Origin of the sequence: Kitasatospora sp. NPDC057904 (assembly GCF_042887925.1) — a bacterium.
In the GTDB taxonomy this organism is placed as follows: Bacteria; Actinomycetota; Actinomycetes; order Streptomycetales; family Streptomycetaceae; genus Kitasatospora.
Map to the genome: position 1 here is coordinate 1 of NZ_JBHVOL010000032.1, position 13,688 is coordinate 13,688.

The 13,688-nt window shown below is 71.0% G+C and carries 13 protein-coding genes and 1 riboswitch; of the genes, 6 read left to right on the top strand and 7 right to left on the bottom strand.

Annotated elements, in window-relative coordinates; genetic code table 11:
• Positions 1 to 223: 223 nt before the first annotated feature.
• Both ACFVSN_RS40745 and ACFVSN_RS40750 read right to left on the bottom strand, forming a co-directional pair.
• Complete coding sequence (locus ACFVSN_RS40745) at positions 224 to 1,483, bottom strand: esterase/lipase family protein (protein ID WP_387958475.1); 1,260 nt, start codon at positions 1,481 to 1,483, stop codon at positions 224 to 226.
• A 268-nt stretch (positions 1,484 to 1,751) separates the two neighbouring features.
• Positions 1,752 to 1,988 carry a hypothetical protein gene (locus tag ACFVSN_RS40750; RefSeq protein WP_387958477.1) on the bottom strand — a complete coding sequence of 79 codons (237 nt, stop codon included), beginning with the start codon at positions 1,986 to 1,988 and terminating at the stop codon, positions 1,752 to 1,754.
• A 146-nt stretch (positions 1,989 to 2,134) separates the two neighbouring features.
• Between ACFVSN_RS40750 and ACFVSN_RS40755 the strand changes: the two genes are divergently transcribed.
• From ACFVSN_RS40755 to ACFVSN_RS40765, 3 genes are all read left to right on the top strand, one after another.
• Positions 2,135 to 2,467 (top strand): metalloregulator ArsR/SmtB family transcription factor, encoded by a 333-nt coding sequence (locus ACFVSN_RS40755; protein WP_387958478.1) that lies wholly within the window; start codon positions 2,135 to 2,137, stop codon positions 2,465 to 2,467.
• Positions 2,464 to 3,210 carry a DUF2071 domain-containing protein gene (locus ACFVSN_RS40760; protein ID WP_387958479.1) on the top strand — a complete coding sequence of 249 codons (747 nt, stop codon included), beginning with the start codon at positions 2,464 to 2,466 and terminating at the stop codon, positions 3,208 to 3,210. The genes ACFVSN_RS40755 and ACFVSN_RS40760 overlap by 4 nt, the downstream gene beginning before the upstream one ends.
• Positions 3,211 to 3,434: 224 nt before the next feature.
• Positions 3,435 to 4,124 carry a Tat pathway signal sequence domain protein gene (locus ACFVSN_RS40765; RefSeq protein ID WP_387958481.1) on the top strand — a complete coding sequence of 230 codons (690 nt, stop codon included), beginning with the start codon at positions 3,435 to 3,437 and terminating at the stop codon, positions 4,122 to 4,124.
• 49 nt (positions 4,125 to 4,173) lie between these two features.
• Here ACFVSN_RS40765 and ACFVSN_RS40770 read toward each other — a convergent pair whose 3' ends face one another.
• The 4 genes from ACFVSN_RS40770 to ACFVSN_RS40785 all read right to left on the bottom strand — a co-directional run bounded on the left by ACFVSN_RS40770 (position 4,174) and on the right by ACFVSN_RS40785 (position 7,586).
• A complete protein-coding gene (locus ACFVSN_RS40770; protein ID WP_387958483.1) occupies positions 4,174 to 4,746 on the bottom strand; it encodes an NUDIX domain-containing protein in 573 nt (190 codons plus the stop codon).
• 118 nt (positions 4,747 to 4,864) lie between these two features.
• Positions 4,865 to 5,362: a hypothetical protein gene (locus tag ACFVSN_RS40775; RefSeq protein WP_387958485.1), complete on the bottom strand. Its 498-nt coding sequence runs from the start codon at positions 5,360 to 5,362 to the stop codon at positions 4,865 to 4,867.
• A 170-nt stretch (positions 5,363 to 5,532) separates the two neighbouring features.
• Positions 5,533 to 6,093: a hypothetical protein gene (locus ACFVSN_RS40780; protein WP_387958486.1), complete on the bottom strand. Its 561-nt coding sequence runs from the start codon at positions 6,091 to 6,093 to the stop codon at positions 5,533 to 5,535.
• A gap of 77 nt (positions 6,094 to 6,170) precedes the next feature.
• The gene (locus ACFVSN_RS40785) at positions 6,171 to 7,586 is read right to left on the bottom strand and encodes a protein kinase (RefSeq protein WP_387958489.1); all 1,416 of its coding nucleotides are present in this window, start codon (positions 7,584 to 7,586) and stop codon (positions 6,171 to 6,173) included.
• Positions 7,587 to 7,751: 165 nt separating this feature from the next.
• Here ACFVSN_RS40785 and ACFVSN_RS40790 point away from each other — a divergent pair, with 165 nt between their 5' ends.
• Together ACFVSN_RS40790 and ACFVSN_RS40795 are read left to right on the top strand one after the other, a co-directional pair.
• On the top strand, positions 7,752 to 8,483 hold the full coding sequence (locus ACFVSN_RS40790; RefSeq protein WP_380448125.1) for a hypothetical protein: 732 nt from the start codon (positions 7,752 to 7,754) through the stop codon (positions 8,481 to 8,483).
• A 582-nt stretch (positions 8,484 to 9,065) separates the two neighbouring features.
• Positions 9,066 to 9,245, top strand: a riboswitch (M-box (ykoK) riboswitch).
• 310 nt (positions 9,246 to 9,555) lie between these two features.
• Complete coding sequence (locus ACFVSN_RS40795) at positions 9,556 to 10,923, top strand: magnesium transporter MgtE N-terminal domain-containing protein (RefSeq protein WP_387958491.1); 1,368 nt, start codon at positions 9,556 to 9,558, stop codon at positions 10,921 to 10,923.
• Positions 10,924 to 10,958: 35 nt separating this feature from the next.
• On the opposite strand, the gene ACFVSN_RS40800 is transcribed toward ACFVSN_RS40795, so the two are convergent.
• On the bottom strand, positions 10,959 to 12,182 hold the full coding sequence (locus ACFVSN_RS40800) for an RNA-guided endonuclease InsQ/TnpB family protein (protein ID WP_387958493.1): 1,224 nt from the start codon (positions 12,180 to 12,182) through the stop codon (positions 10,959 to 10,961).
• A 171-nt stretch (positions 12,183 to 12,353) separates the two neighbouring features.
• Here ACFVSN_RS40800 and ACFVSN_RS40805 point away from each other — a divergent pair, with 171 nt between their 5' ends.
• Positions 12,354 to 13,679, top strand: a complete 1,326-nt coding sequence (locus tag ACFVSN_RS40805) for an NRAMP family divalent metal transporter (protein ID WP_380501385.1) — start codon at positions 12,354 to 12,356, stop codon at positions 13,677 to 13,679.
• Positions 13,680 to 13,688: the final 9 nt, after the last annotated feature.

Consider the following 13,688-nt stretch of genomic DNA (forward strand, 5'->3'; position numbering starts at 1 on the left):
CAATGAAGACCGCCCCTGATCGAGCAGCAGCCCGCTACACTCCACCGCGCAGCCCTCTGAACAGGCAAAACGTCGAAGTCCTGCTGGAGTACTAGTGGGCCGGGTTGGCGCCGCCGGTAGGACACGGTGTGCCGGGTTCGCGTGCCGCACCCGGCCGTGAGCGTCATCGACGGGAGGCCCTGGGTGGGCGGGCGCACCGGCGGTAGCCCGCCCACCCTGGTGGCTACTCGGCCGTGACGATCTCGTTCACGATCCACGCGCCGAGTTCTTCGGTCATGGTGGTGTGCCCTTCGTTGCGGCCGGCGCACGCGAAGGCGTCGAGGGCGCTGCCGTCCGGGGTGATCGGCTGGTAGAGGGCCTTCGGGTCGCTGATGTCCCCGGCGGCGACGGCGCTGATGGCCGGGATGAAGCAGGACGTGGTGATGACGTCCGGGTCCACGGTGTTGCCGAGAAGACCCATGAGCACGGCGGCCAGGCCGAAGCTGCCGGTGTCGCCCACCGGGGACGGCGCGGTGAACAGGCCCCCGGGGGCACCGTCGATGTCGGACAGCCCGCTGGTGCGGACCCGCACCGGCTCGCCGTCGGTCTTCTGCAGGCGGGCGACTTCCTGGTCACCCTGTGCCTGGGTCTTGAGCCACGTGTCGTGCAGCGTTTCACCGTCGCACTTCACCGCGGTCTCGTCGGCCTTGACGCCGTTGCCGTTGCCGGACTTGACACCGTTGGCGACACCGATCTTGCGGACGTTCCGCGGCCAGCCACCGACCGCGTCGAGCGCCCGGAGGAAGTCCACCCGCTCCTGTGCCTGCTCGGCGGTGCCGTCAGCCGTCCCGATGTGCCACCGCGCCATCTGCTTGGCGGCCGTGCTGTTGAGCAGCCCGGAGAACTGCCGCAGGACGGGTCCCAGAACGGGAGCGTCTCCCCAGTTGTCCGTCGCGAAGTGCGTGAACGCCTGGAGGGCGATGGGGAACCATGCGCCCTGGTGGGGGGTGTCGTAGGAGAGGTAGAGGGCCGTCTCGTGGTCGGGAAGGTCGGGGTCGTGCTCCATCTTCGCCAGCGCGTAGCGGGTGACCAGTCCGCCCATGCTGAATCCGCCCACGGTCAGCTTCGCCCTGCCGACCCGCTCGGCGACGGCCCGGCGGATGCACTCGATGGCGGTGTCGGCGTTGGCCGTGATCGACGCCGTACGGTCGTCGTAGCCGAGGATGATGACGTCGCGGCCGGTCGCGTGGAGCTCGGAGATGAAGCGGAAATCGCCGTTCTCCTCCAGGCCGTTCCAGAGCTGGTCGAGGTTGCTCGCCCCGTTCGAGAAGCCGTCGGAGAGGATGACGGGCCGGACGAGCTGCCTGCGGTTCAGCGGGCTGTAGTAGACCCACGCCGTTCCGCCGGCGAGGGCCCACTCTTCATGCGGTTCCGGAGCGGGAGGAAACGAGGATCGGGCCCCAGGGACATCCTGGCCCCAGACATCAACGACGGGTGCAGACATAGCAGTTGACTCCTTATGTACTTCCCGGGATCGCCGAACGGCCGACCTCAAACGGCACCCTAAGGAGGGAAGCAGCACTACCGAGGACAGTGGACACGTGGTTCGCCCGAAGGTGGCCGCCTTCGCCCCGAAAGGTGTGCGCGCCCGCGAGATGGGCATCGTGCGCCGACCACCCATCGCCCTCAGTCAAGCCAGGGAAGGCGAAGACACCGAGCGAAGCACCGACCGGCGATGCGCTCGACACCGCGCGGAGCGCCGACCGCCGGGCTCACCCCACCGCGAACGTGCGCCGGAGGTGCCCGACCAAACGCCCCGGGTCGCCGACTGGCAAGCACGCAGCCAGGTAGCCGTCCGGGCGGATCACGAAGGCCTCGCCGCCCGTCGCCGCGTACGCCTCCCGGAAGGCACCGCCCGCGTCCCGGAGGCCCAGGAGAAACGGCCCGGCCGACGGCTCGGCCCCGCGCGCGAAGACGACATACGCGTTCAGCAGCCCGTGCGCCGCCACCCCCGCCGCCTCGGCGAAGGCCTGCAGGCTCCGCCCGCTCCCGCCAACCCGCCGACCCGCCGACCCGCCGACCCGCCGACCCGCCAGCCTGCAGAAAGCTCACAGAACACTTGTTAGACATTTAGCCAAGATGCTAAATAGAAGGCATGACAGAAGCTCAGGACGAGGCGGGAGCCTTCCGCGCCCTCGCCGATCCGACGCGGCGCCAGATCCTCGAAGACCTGCGGGGCGGCGAGCTCGCGGCCGGCGAGATCGCCGCCAGGTTCGCGATCAGCGCACCGTCCATCTCACGCCACCTCGGCGTGCTCAAGGGCGCCGGACTCGTCACCGAGCGGCGGGAGGGCAACCGGATCATCTACGCCCTCGCCGAGGAACGCCTGGCCATGTGCGTCGGCCGGTTCCTCAGCGCCGTCTGCCCCGAACAGATCGTGCTCCGCCACACCAAGTGGCGGCCCAAGACGGAGAGCGAGGGATCATGAGGCAGCCGAAGCTGTCCAGCGTCGTCGAACGACGCCTCCTGGTGAACTACCGCGTCGACCCGGACGTCGCCGCACGACTGCTCCCCGGCCCGCTGCGCCCCCACCTGGCGAACGGCCACGCGGTCGCGGGCATCTGCCTGCTGCGCCTCGGCGAGGTCCGGCCCGCGTGGGCGCCCAGGGCGCTCGGGCTGCGGAGCGAGAACGCGGCGCACCGCATCGCCGTCGAGTGGGACGGCCCCGACGGCGTCGAGACCGGCGTCTACATCCCCCGGCGCGACACGGCCTCGCCGCTCAACGCCTGGGCCGGCGGCCGCCTCTTCCCCGGCGAACACGGCCGCGCGGACTTCGAGGTCCACGAGACCCCCGACCGGGTGCGCGTCGCACTGGCCACCCGGGACGGCGGCACGCGCGTGGACGTCACCGTCGACCTGGCGGACGACCTGCGGGACAGCAGACTCTTCGCCGACCTCGCCGAAGCCTCCCGCTTCTTCCGGCTCGGCGCGAAGGGCTTCTCCCCCACGAGGGCCGGCCACCACCTGGACGGTATGGAACTGGGCACCGACGCCTGGCACGTGGACGCCGGCCGGGTCCGCTCCGCCGCATCGTCCTTCTTCGACGACCCGGACCGCTTCCCCCCGGGCAGCGCGACGCTCGACTGCGCCCTCCTCATGCGCGACGTCCCCGTCAGGTGGCAACCGCTCCCGCCCATGGCATGCGAACAGGAGGCCCGGATCGCCGGCTGACGATCGACCGGCGGTGGAGCATCCTGACCGGGCCCGGCCGCCGCCCAGGCCCACTCGTCCGCCGCGGACCTGCTCTTGCTGACGAAATGTCAGCAACTGCCGCCCACCGCCTTGACGGTGCACTGCCACAGGCCTAGAACGTAGGCAGCCGCCCGGATCCCCACCCTCCGGGCGCAGCGAAAGTTCGTCTTCTCGATCCCCCTCACCGAGGAAGAGGCTTTCCCATGCGCCTTCGCCGCCACCTCGCCGCCACCGCCGCCGTCGCCGCGGTCGTCCTGGGCGCGGTTCCCGCGTCCGCAGCCCAGGAACCGGAGCAAATAACCGACGCCGCAGCCGTGTTGACCACCGACAGCGCCGGCACCACCGCCGTCGCCGTGGGCGACGCGCTCGTCGCGCCGCTCGTCGCCAACACCAGTGCCACCTTCTACTCGACCGCCACCAGCACCACCGGCGTCACCTGCGCCACGTCCCAGCTCTCGGCCACCGTCCTGACCAACCCCGCCGCGCCCGGCACGGCGACGGAGTCCTTCACCGGGCTCACCTTCGACTCGTGCACGGCCAACGTCACCGGCGTCACGAACGTCGAGAGCCTGACCGTCGGCAACCTGCCCTTCACCCTGTCCGTCGACGACGGCGCGGGCCTCCCGCTCACCCTCGCCGGCGGCGCGGCCGGGCCGATCCAGGCCAGCGCCGTGCTCGACACCTGGTTCGGCACGATCACCTGCACCTACCAGCTCAGCGGCGCGTTCACCGGCAACGCCGACAACGGCGCACACAGCCTCACCTTCACCAACGAGCACTTCGCCAAGAGCGACGGCTCCTCCCTCTGCCCGGGCGACGGCTACTTCTCCGCCACCTTCGGGCCCGTCACGGACACCACAGCCGCCGGAAGCCCGGCGGTCACCGTCAACTGACGCGAACCCCGCGTCCGCGGACGGTCCCGCCGTCCGCGGACCCGGCACGTCACGCGCCGCGATGGCGCTGGAACAACGCCAGGGCGGCGATGGACGCCGCGTCCTTGAAGGAACCCTCGGCGATGAGTTGCCACACCTCCGCCTCGGAGAACCAGCGGCTGACCAGCCCCGCCTCCGTCTCCTCCAGATTCGCCTCCCCGGCGGTGAGGTCCGTGGCCAGGAGGACGTGGAAGCCCTGGTCGCAGTACCCGTACGCCTCGTACAGGTACCCCAGCGGCGTCATGGTGCCGGCCCTCAAGCCCGTCTCCTCGGCGAGTTCACCACGGGCGAGAGCGAGCGGGTCCGCGTCCCGCTCGCCCTCCCAAGAGCCTTGCGGGAACTCCCAGTAGCGGCCCTTCACCGTGTACCGGTACTGCTCGACGAGGTGGAAACCGCCGTCGGCGTACGGGACGACGAGGGCGAAGTCCGGCTTCTCCACGACGCCGTAGAGGCCCTCGGCGCCATCATGGCGCAGGGTCCTGTCCTCGCGGACGGTCATCCAGCGGTTCCGGTAGACGACGGTACTGCTGGTGGCCACCAACTCGTGCTCGGGCAGCGCCTGGTGCGGGGTCTCCATGTCCATGGGCCGACGCTAACCGATCGCCTTCCGCCGGTCGGACCCCAAACGGTGCCCGAAGGGCCCGACGGCCACGCGTACCGGCCGGGCCGCACCGGGCCCAGCCGGTCGGCCGGTCAGCCGGTCAGCCGGTCGGCTCGCCAAACGCGACCTGGATGGTGAACGGCTCCGAGCTGTTCACGCTCGGGTCGTCGGGGCTCGAGACCGACACCCGCCCACCGGTCAGCGGCTCCGAGGCGTCATCCGGGATCCGCACCGGCACGAGCGCGGTCGCCGTCCGCTCCGACTCCAGGCCTGCCTCGAACGTGCAGGTCACCGTCCAGATCTTGTCGCTCCTGTGCCGCTTGCACGTCCTCGGGAAGAAGGGCCCCTCCGGCACTGCCCCGGGCGGCATCGTGATTTTGACGACGAGCGCCGGCGCGGTCTTCGCCGTCTCGTTGGCGACGATCCCGTGCACCGTCGTCGTGCCCCCCGGTGCCGCCGCGTCGGGGTCCTCCTGGATCACCACAATGGACCCCGGGGCGAACCTCGGCCGCTCCACCGGGCCCGCCGCACCGAGCATCCCGGCCACCGCACCGCACACCACCGCCGCAACTGCCAACCTACGCAGCATCAACCGCACCTCTCGCGCTCCATGGATCCCCCGGTCACCGGTCACGCTAGGGGCCGCCGCCCGCCCCTGAGTCCACGACGCGAGCCGAACGGCACCCGTCACCCTCACGGCTGAACCGGAGGGCAACGACTGGGGCCCCGGACGCCGTCCTCGCGCCCGGGGCCCCCACCGCACCGCCGTCAGTCCTGGGTCACGCCGATCGCCCGGGCCAGGGCCTCCAGGCCGTAGCGGGTGACGTGCTCCGAGTTGGCCAGGTCGATCGTCCGGACGCCCTCGGTGGCGAGGCGCTCGTTGATCTCCTCCAGGTGCTCCTGGACGACCTGCTTCTCGGCGTCGGTCGTGCGGCCCTTGTGCGGGCGGCCGGCGTTCTCCAGACTCGCGTAGTTGACCCGCTCCTTGAGCGCGGGCGACGCCGCGCCCTGGCTCGGGTTCGACCGGGCGGCGACCGGCTTGGCACCGCGCAGCACCTCGGCCATCGGCGCCGCCGAGGCCAGCCGGTCGAACGCCCCGGCCTCCATGACGACCGTCCGGGGCTCGTCCGAGCCCGGGAGGTGGAGCTCGATCGTCACCAGGTCGAGCGCCAGCTCCTCCACCGCCGCGAGCTCACCGGCGAGCGCCTCGATCTCGACCGGCCCGTCCGCCAGGTCCGGGTGCCGGTGGACCACGATGCGCACCAGGTCGTCGTCGTTCTCCACGTGCTCGCCGGTCAGGTCCGAGAACCGGATGATCTTCTGGCCCATGTCTGCCTCTCTTGCCTTGTCGTCCGCGAAGAGCCTACGCCCGGATGATCTTCGTCCGGTCCGGCCCCGGCCCGGCGTCAGGAGCGACGGCTGCCGGGGGCCTTCCACCAGAGGAGCCAGCCGGCAGTGGCGACGATCAGCGCGTTCAGCAGGAGCATGTCCAGGGCCCGGCTGTAGCCGAGCATGCCCCGGAACCCCTGGGATTCGATGTACGTGTTCCCGTAGAACAGCGCCACGTCGAGGACGAGGAAGAGGGCCCACACCAGCCCGGGGTGGAAGCGTGGCCGGGGCAGCGCGTGCACGAGCGAGAACACGGCCGTGGCCACGATCAAGGGCAGGTAGTAGGAGGGCGAGAACTGCCCCACGAAGTTCCAGGGCGCCGCCAGGCCGAGGATCCAGAGCACCGCCATGGTGCCGCCGAACTGCACCAGCCGGGCCACGACCGGATTGCCCCGGGGAGCAGCGAGGACCCCGTCGGCACCTGGCGAATGGGGCGCGGTCTGCTGGTGCGGCGCGAAGCCTCCGTCGGGCGTCGGCGTTTGGTGCGGGAACGTCCCGAGCACCGACCGCAGCGGCTCCCCGGACGGCGGCGGGTAGCCCAGGGCCGGCCCGAAGCCCGGCGACTGCGGCGGCGCGTCGACCTGGGTCGGCGGCGGAGCGACCGGGGCCGTCCCGCCCCGGACCACCGACTCCAGCGCCGCGATGGCTTGTTCGGCCGTCAGTCGCTGCGCCGGGTCCTTCGTGAGCAGCCCGGCGAGCACCGGCGCGAGGGCACCGGCCCGCTGGGTGGGGCGCGGCGGCTGGGTGACGACGGCGATGCAGAGCGCGCTGAACGTGTCGGCGTGGAACGGCGCTTGGCCCTCCACCGCCGCGTACAGCGTCGCGCCGAGCGACCACAGGTCGTTGGCGGGCGTCGGCGGCTTGCCCTCCAGCTGCTCGGGGGCCATGTAGGCGGGAGTGCCGATGACGGCGCCGGTCCGGGTGAGCGCGGTCGTCGCGTCGGCCATGTGCGCGATGCCGAAGTCGGTGAGGATGACGCGCTCGTCCATCAACAGGACGTTGTCCGGCTTGAGGTCGCGGTGGACGATCCCCGCCGCGTGCGCCTGCTGGAGCGCCTTGAGCATCGCGACGCCGATCTCGGCCACCCGCCGCGCCGGCAGCGCGCCGTCCCGGCCGAGCAGCGCGGCGAGCGAGGCGCCGGTCACGTACTCCATGACGATCACGGGCGCGCCCTCGTGCTCGACCACGTCGTGCACGGTGATGATGCCCGGGTGGTTGAGCCGCGCGGCGGCGAGCGCCTCGCGCAGCGTGCGCTGGAGGAGCTGCTCGCGGTGCTCGTCGTCGACGCCGGCCGGCAGGAGCACCTCCTTCACGGCGACGTCCCGCCCGAGGGTCTCGTCCCGCCCCCGCCACACGCGGCCCATGCCGCCCTGCCCGATGAGGTCGTGGAGCCGGTACCGGCCCCCGACGACTGCCCCGTTCGATGCTGTCACGGGCCCATACCTTAGTGGCGCACCCCTGTGCCCGGACACGCCGCGGTACAGACCGTCGGCACGGACCCGTCGGTCCGGGCCCGTCGGCACGGCCCGGTCCGAGGGAAGCCGCTTGGTCATAAATTGGGTATCGCGCACCAGTTCGGGACTGCTAGCGTCCTCGACGTGGCAAAGCTGAACCAGATCATCGCCGTCGAAAAAGGCGTCAAGTCCAAGTCCTTCCAGGAGCTGACCCAGGCCCACCAGGACCTGCAGAAGCCCGCGCTGCTGGCCGGGATCTCCCGCACCTACCAGCCCAAGGACGAGGAGGGCGAGCAGCTGCCGCCGGAGTCGACCCGGGTGCAGCTCAAGGCCGAGGACATCCTGCGGTCCACCTCGACGACCCTCACCCGGTTGTTCGACGTGACGGCCACCAAGGACTGGGCCAACCTCGGCGCCCGCGCCGACGTGGTGGTGGACGGCCAGGTGCTGCTCGCCCAGGTGCCCGTCCCGTACCTGCTCTTCCTGGAGAAGCAGCTCACCGACCTGTTCACCTTCGTGCGCAAGCTCCCGGTGCTGGACGCCTCCGAGTCATGGAACCTCGACCCGTCCACCGACTCCTGGAAGACCGAGCCGGTGCGCACCATCCGGACCAAGAAGGTGCCGCGCAACCACGTCAAGGCCGAGGCCACCGAGAAGCACCCGGCCCAGGTCGAGGTCTACTACGAGGACGTCCCGGTCGGCTACTGGACGACCGTCAAGTTCTCCGGCGCCCTGCCCGCCCGGCGCGTGAACGAGCTCGCCGAACGGGTGGAGAAGCTCCAGCAGGCGGTCAAGTTCGCCCGCGAGGAGGCCAACGCCGTGGAGGTCACCGACCAGCGCGTGGGCGACGCCGTCTTCGGCTACCTGTTCAGGTAGCCTCCTGATCACCCGTCCGGGGAGCCGGGCGGGTGCACCGAACGGCGCCGAGAACTCTCCGGGAGACCGGATGGGGGCGCTCGCGCGGTGCGAAAAAGCTGACACTGATGTTGAAGCTGACCCAGGGGTCACAGTGGAGGTTCGAATCCTCCCCCCGGCACCACCGGCCGGGGTAGCCCAAGCCAGGCAGAGGCGGGCCCCGTCAAACTCAGACTCTCGCTCCAGTCTCAGCATTCGCCGCCGAACACCGGATCGACCGGGTGCGGACGAACATCGACGAATGCAGGTTCAAGTCCTGCCTGTGCCGCTCCGTGGCACGGTAGTTCAACGGCAGAACGCGTCGGTTTCAATCTGATCCGCGGCCCTTAAACGTGCCGGTGTGAGCAATTGGGCGGCACACAGGGGCCCGGGAGCAGGCTACGCTCCCGGGTCCTCTCGCCTTCCCGGCCCCCCGCGTACGCCTCCCTTCGCGCGCGCCCCGACGCGCGCCCGGCGGCTCCCCCGCTGGTCGGGGCGGGGTCAAGCTCAGGTCAAGGGTTATGCCGGAGGGATGGCAAGGCCCTATCCTGTCAAGGATTCGAAAAGACACCTCGTTCGGTGAGGCGTCTTCACGGACACAGGCCACTGATCCCACCCGTCGAGAGACGCTCCGGATCAGGACAGGTCTCCCCGGCCCAAGGGGTGACCCCAAGTGGCTTCCCCGCCCGCACCGGCCGGGGACACGCCGTGGAGTGCCAAAGCTCTGACGAGTTGGGGTGCATCGGGCGGTGACGTCCGTCCGCCCTGCCATGCCGCCGCGGCACTGGATCGCGGCCGAGATCGGGAGGGGGCGTGATGGACGGAAGTCCTGGCCATAGTCGGCCCTTCACCGTTTCGTTCCCGCCGTCCTTCTTCCGCTGCTCCAGGCGGCTCCTCCTTCCCTGACCTGCCGGGTCCGCTCCGCTTCCCCCTCGCGTCCACGTGACGCGGGAGGCCCCTGCGCGCGCCCGGTGAGCCCTGCGGTCAAGGTTGGCAGTGCCATGCCACCGGGCGGCCCGATGTCCCGTCCTGCCGGGGCAAGGGGGGTTTCTCCATGGCCACCACCACGCTGTTCTCGTCCGCCACGGCGCGCCTTCGCGACCGCACGGTCGAAGCCGAGCGCCGCACCACCGTCACCAAGGCCGTCCGCTCGTCGCTCGTCTCGCTCGCCGGGCTGGTCGGCGGCCCGGTCACCAACCAGGCCGGCGAGGAGGTGGGCCGCGTCGTCGACGTCGTCGCCCGCCTCTACGGACCGGAGCCCTACCCGCCCGTCACCGGCCTGATCATCCGCATAGGCCGCCGCCGCGCCTTCATCGCGGCCACCGCCGTCGAGCGGATCCACACCTGCGGGGTGCGGCTGCGCACCTCCCGCGTCGACCTGCGCGAGTTCAACCGCAGGCCCGGCGAGGTGCTGCTCGCCCGCGACGTGATGGACCACCAGCTCGTCGACGTCGACGGCGTCCAGGTCACCCGCGCCGCCGACCTCTACCTCGCCCCGCTGGCCGCCCGCACCGTCCTGGTCGGCGTCGACGTCTCGCTGCCCACCCTCCTGCGCCGCCTCGGCCCGCGCCGCTGGCAGATCCGCCCCACCCCGGACGGCGTCCTGGACTGGCAGTCCGTCGCCCCCTTCGGCGAGCAAGCCACCCACGGCCCCGCCGAGGTACGGCTGCGCGCCTCCCGCTCCGCGCTGCACCGGCTGCGCCCGGCCGACCTCGCCGACATCCTCGAGGACCTCGGCCGCCACGAGCGCCAGCAGCTGCTCGGCTGGCTGGAGCCGGAGCACGCGGCGGACGCGCTCGAAGAGATGGAGCCCGCCGAGCTGGAGAACCTCCTGCGCGAGGCGCCGCCCGAGCACGCCGCCCGGCTGGTCGACGAGATGGAGCCGGACGAGGCCGCCGACGCCCTGCGCGACCTCAACCCGGGCGAGCGCGAGAACCTGCTGGCCCGGATGCCCGAGCCCGAGGCCGCCGAGCTGCGCTCCCTGCTCACCCACCGCGAGGGCACGGCCGGCGGCGCCATGACCACCCTGCTCGTCACCGCCGAGTCCGCCCAGACCGTCGGCGAGGTGCGGGCCGAACTCGCCGCGCAGGCCGAACACCGCACCGACATCGACGCGGTGACCGTCCTCGACGACGACGGAGTCCTGGTCGGCGACATCCCGCTGTTCGACCTCGCCGTCGCCGAGGACACCACCGTGATCGCCGACCTGGTCGCCTGGCGGGCCCAGTTCGGCCCGCCGGTGACCGTCCGCCCCGACACCCGCCTCGCCGAGGCCGCCCACCACCTGGTCGCGGCCCGCGCCACCTCCCTGCTCGTGGTCGACGACACCGACCGCCCCCTCGGCCGGGTCCTGGCCGACGACATCCTCGACTCGCTGCTCCCCGAGCGCGGGCGCCTGCACTTCCGGAGGCTCCTCAATTGAGATCCTCCCCTGCCCGAAGACGGGGGATTCCTGGCTCACGCTGCCGCATCGTCCTGCGGACGCTGAGGTCTTCCGCGATCATCACCAGCCGGGTTGAGACCAGCCCGGACGAGCATCACGCGGGCGGAGTTCTTGTCCCTGGGGGACGAGACTCCGCACGCAGTGCACGTATAGATCCTCTCGGAGAGGGGGAGGCGGTGTTTGGCTCTCGCACCGCAACGCGCACAATCCATCGTGCTGTGCACGGGGTTGACCAGGTGCACGGTGCGTCCGTGCTTTGCGGCCATCGCAACCAAGGCTGCCTTGGCCGCACCGATCGCAGCGTCGGCGGCCTTCTTGGCCATGGTGGTTTTCGCGAGGAACTTCGGCCGAAAGTCCTCCACCGCGACTTCGTCATGGTCCCGGACGACGGTCTTGGCCCACTTGCGAGCCGTGTCCATGCGCCGGTCGGCGATCTTCCGATGCACCTTCGCGGCCTGCCGCCGGGCCTTGTGGTAACCCTTTGTCTGTGCCTTCCCCTTCGGTCGATGGCGTCGGGCCATCTGGCGCTGGTAGTGCGCCAGTCTCGCAGCGGCGCCCTTCCCATGTTCTGGATGGGGCAGGTCATAGGCATCGTCAGTGGTGGTCGCGATCTCCCTCACACCCCAGTCGATGCCGATCACGACGCCGGTCGTCGCGAACGGTTCGGTACTCGCCTGCACAACGAACGAGCAGTTCCAGTAGCCGAGGACATCGCGGTAGACGCGTACCGAGGAGGGATCTGTGGGAAGGTCTCGCGACCACACCACGGTCACAACGATCCCGCCCGCGAGGTGGAGCCGGCCGTCCTTGATCCGGAAGCCGCGGCGGGTGTAGTTCAGCGATGGCCTGGAATCGTGCTTGCGCTTTGGCTTCGGCATCCCGGCGCGTTGATTGACCGGCAGTTTCGCTGTCATGTCCTTCCACGCCTTGCTCCGGGACTTCGCGAAGTCCCGGATGACCTGCTGTTGTGGCACCGAGGCCCCCTCGCGCAGCCACGCCATAGAGCCGCGGGCGCTGGTCAGGAGCTTGTCGAGATCAGCCGGGCCCAGAGTGCGCTTGCCTTCGGGATGGGCCTGGTTGTGCAGGTACACCTTGCGGGACATGTGAACGCACTCGTTCCACAACCACCGACACCGTCCCCACTCGGCTTCGAGCAACGCACACGCGGTCGACGACACGCGAAGCCGGTAGGTGTACCGGGCATATCCAAGCCCCTCGTCCGTCGCTGCCGTCGCCATGCTGCTCAACCTAACGCCGCCCACTGACAACGAAAGAGAGTGCAGGTCAGAACAGATGCGCACCGAACTCCACCGCTTGGCGGCCGCGGGCCAAGGGCCCTCCCCCGCTCAACCGACGGGGGCATCCCCATCTCCCCCAGCTGCGGCCCGACAAACGCTGGGGGACATCTGATGACCCGCGACCTCGACACCCGCCCCGGCGCCGACGCGTCCGCGGCCGCGCCGGCCGAGCCGCGGTCGTCCGCGCCCTCGCCCGGACGCCGAAGAGGCTTCCGCCGGATCGCCGCCGTCGCGATGGTGGCCGGTCCCGGGCTGGTCGCGGCCAATGCCGGCAACGACGCCGCCGGCATCGCCACCTACGCGAGCGCCGGCTCCCAGTTCACCTACGGGACGCTGTTCTTCATGGTGCTCGTCACCATCGCCCTGGTGATGGTGCAGGAGATGGCCGTCCGACTCGGCGCGCACACCGGCAAGGGCCTGGGCGCGCTCATCCGCGAGCAGTTCAGCCTGCGGCTCACCGCGCTCGCCGTGTTCTGCCTGCTGCTGGCCAACACCGGGCTGGTCGTCAGCGAGTTCGCCGGGATCGGCGCGGCCTTCGAACTGCTCGGGGTGCCCAAGTGGGCGGTCATCCCGCCGGCCGCCGTCCTGCTCTGGTCGCTGGTGCTGTTCGGCTCGTACAAGTGGGCCGAGCGCATCTTCCTGGTGATGTCGCTGGCGTTCTTCGCCTACCCCGTCGCCATGGTCATGGGCCACCCGGACTGGGGGCAGGTCGGTGAGCACCTGGTCGTCCCGCACCTGGAGCCCAGCAAGGACTTCATCCTGCTGGCCGTCGCGCTGATCGGTACGACCGTCAGCCCGTACATGCAGTTCTACGCGGCGGCCGGCGTCGTCGACCGCGGTGCCAAACCGGCCGACTACAAGCTGATCCGGGCGGACGCCGTGCTCGGCGCGGTGTTCGCGTGCGTGATCAGCCTGACGATCATCATCGCGACCGCCTCGGCGATCGGCGGCACCGGCCCGCTGGAGTCCGCCTCCGAGGCCGCCGAGGCGCTCAAGCCGGTCGCCGGGCACGGCGCCGAGCTGCTGTTCGCCTTCGGGCTGATGGGCGCCTCCGCCCTGGCCGGCGCCGTGGTGCCGCTCTCCGCCAGCTACGCGATCGGCGAGGCCGCGGGCGTCGAGCGCTCCGTGTCGCGCAGCTTCCGCGACGCGCCGCTGTTCCTCGGGCTGTTCACCGCCCAGATCGCGCTCGGCGCCATCGTGGCGCTGACCCCGGTGGACCTCATCCAGCTGCTGATCGGCACCCAGGTGCTGCAGGGCCTGATCAGCCCGATCGTGCTGGTCTACCTCCTGGTGCTCACCAACCGCCGGTCCGTCCTCGGCGACGCGGCCAACAGCCCCCGCTACCGCGTCGTGGCCACCGTCGCGGTCGTCGGCGTCGCACTCATGTCGACGATCCTGCTGGGCCAGACCGTCCTCGGCTGGTTCGGCATCGGCTGACCCACCGGG

What these genes read in the sequence shown, in the direction of transcription:
- ACFVSN_RS40805 (WP_380501385.1), top strand. Translation starts at nt 12,354, where the DNA reads ATGACCCGCGACCTCGACACCCGCCCCGGCGCCGACGCGTCCGCGGCC.
- ACFVSN_RS40780 (WP_387958486.1), bottom strand. Translation starts at nt 6,093, where the DNA reads ATGGGCCAGAAGATCATCCGGTTCTCGGACCTGACCGGCGAGCACGTG.
- ACFVSN_RS40765 (WP_387958481.1), top strand. Translation starts at nt 3,435, where the DNA reads ATGCGCCTTCGCCGCCACCTCGCCGCCACCGCCGCCGTCGCCGCGGTC.
- ACFVSN_RS40800 (WP_387958493.1), bottom strand. Translation starts at nt 12,182, where the DNA reads ATGGCGACGGCAGCGACGGACGAGGGGCTTGGATATGCCCGGTACACC.
- ACFVSN_RS40760 (WP_387958479.1), top strand. Translation starts at nt 2,464, where the DNA reads ATGAGGCAGCCGAAGCTGTCCAGCGTCGTCGAACGACGCCTCCTGGTG.
- ACFVSN_RS40755 (WP_387958478.1), top strand. Translation starts at nt 2,135, where the DNA reads ATGACAGAAGCTCAGGACGAGGCGGGAGCCTTCCGCGCCCTCGCCGAT.
- ACFVSN_RS40770 (WP_387958483.1), bottom strand. Translation starts at nt 4,746, where the DNA reads ATGGACATGGAGACCCCGCACCAGGCGCTGCCCGAGCACGAGTTGGTG.
- ACFVSN_RS40745 (WP_387958475.1), bottom strand. Translation starts at nt 1,483, where the DNA reads ATGTCTGCACCCGTCGTTGATGTCTGGGGCCAGGATGTCCCTGGGGCC.
- ACFVSN_RS40795 (WP_387958491.1), top strand. Translation starts at nt 9,556, where the DNA reads ATGGCCACCACCACGCTGTTCTCGTCCGCCACGGCGCGCCTTCGCGAC.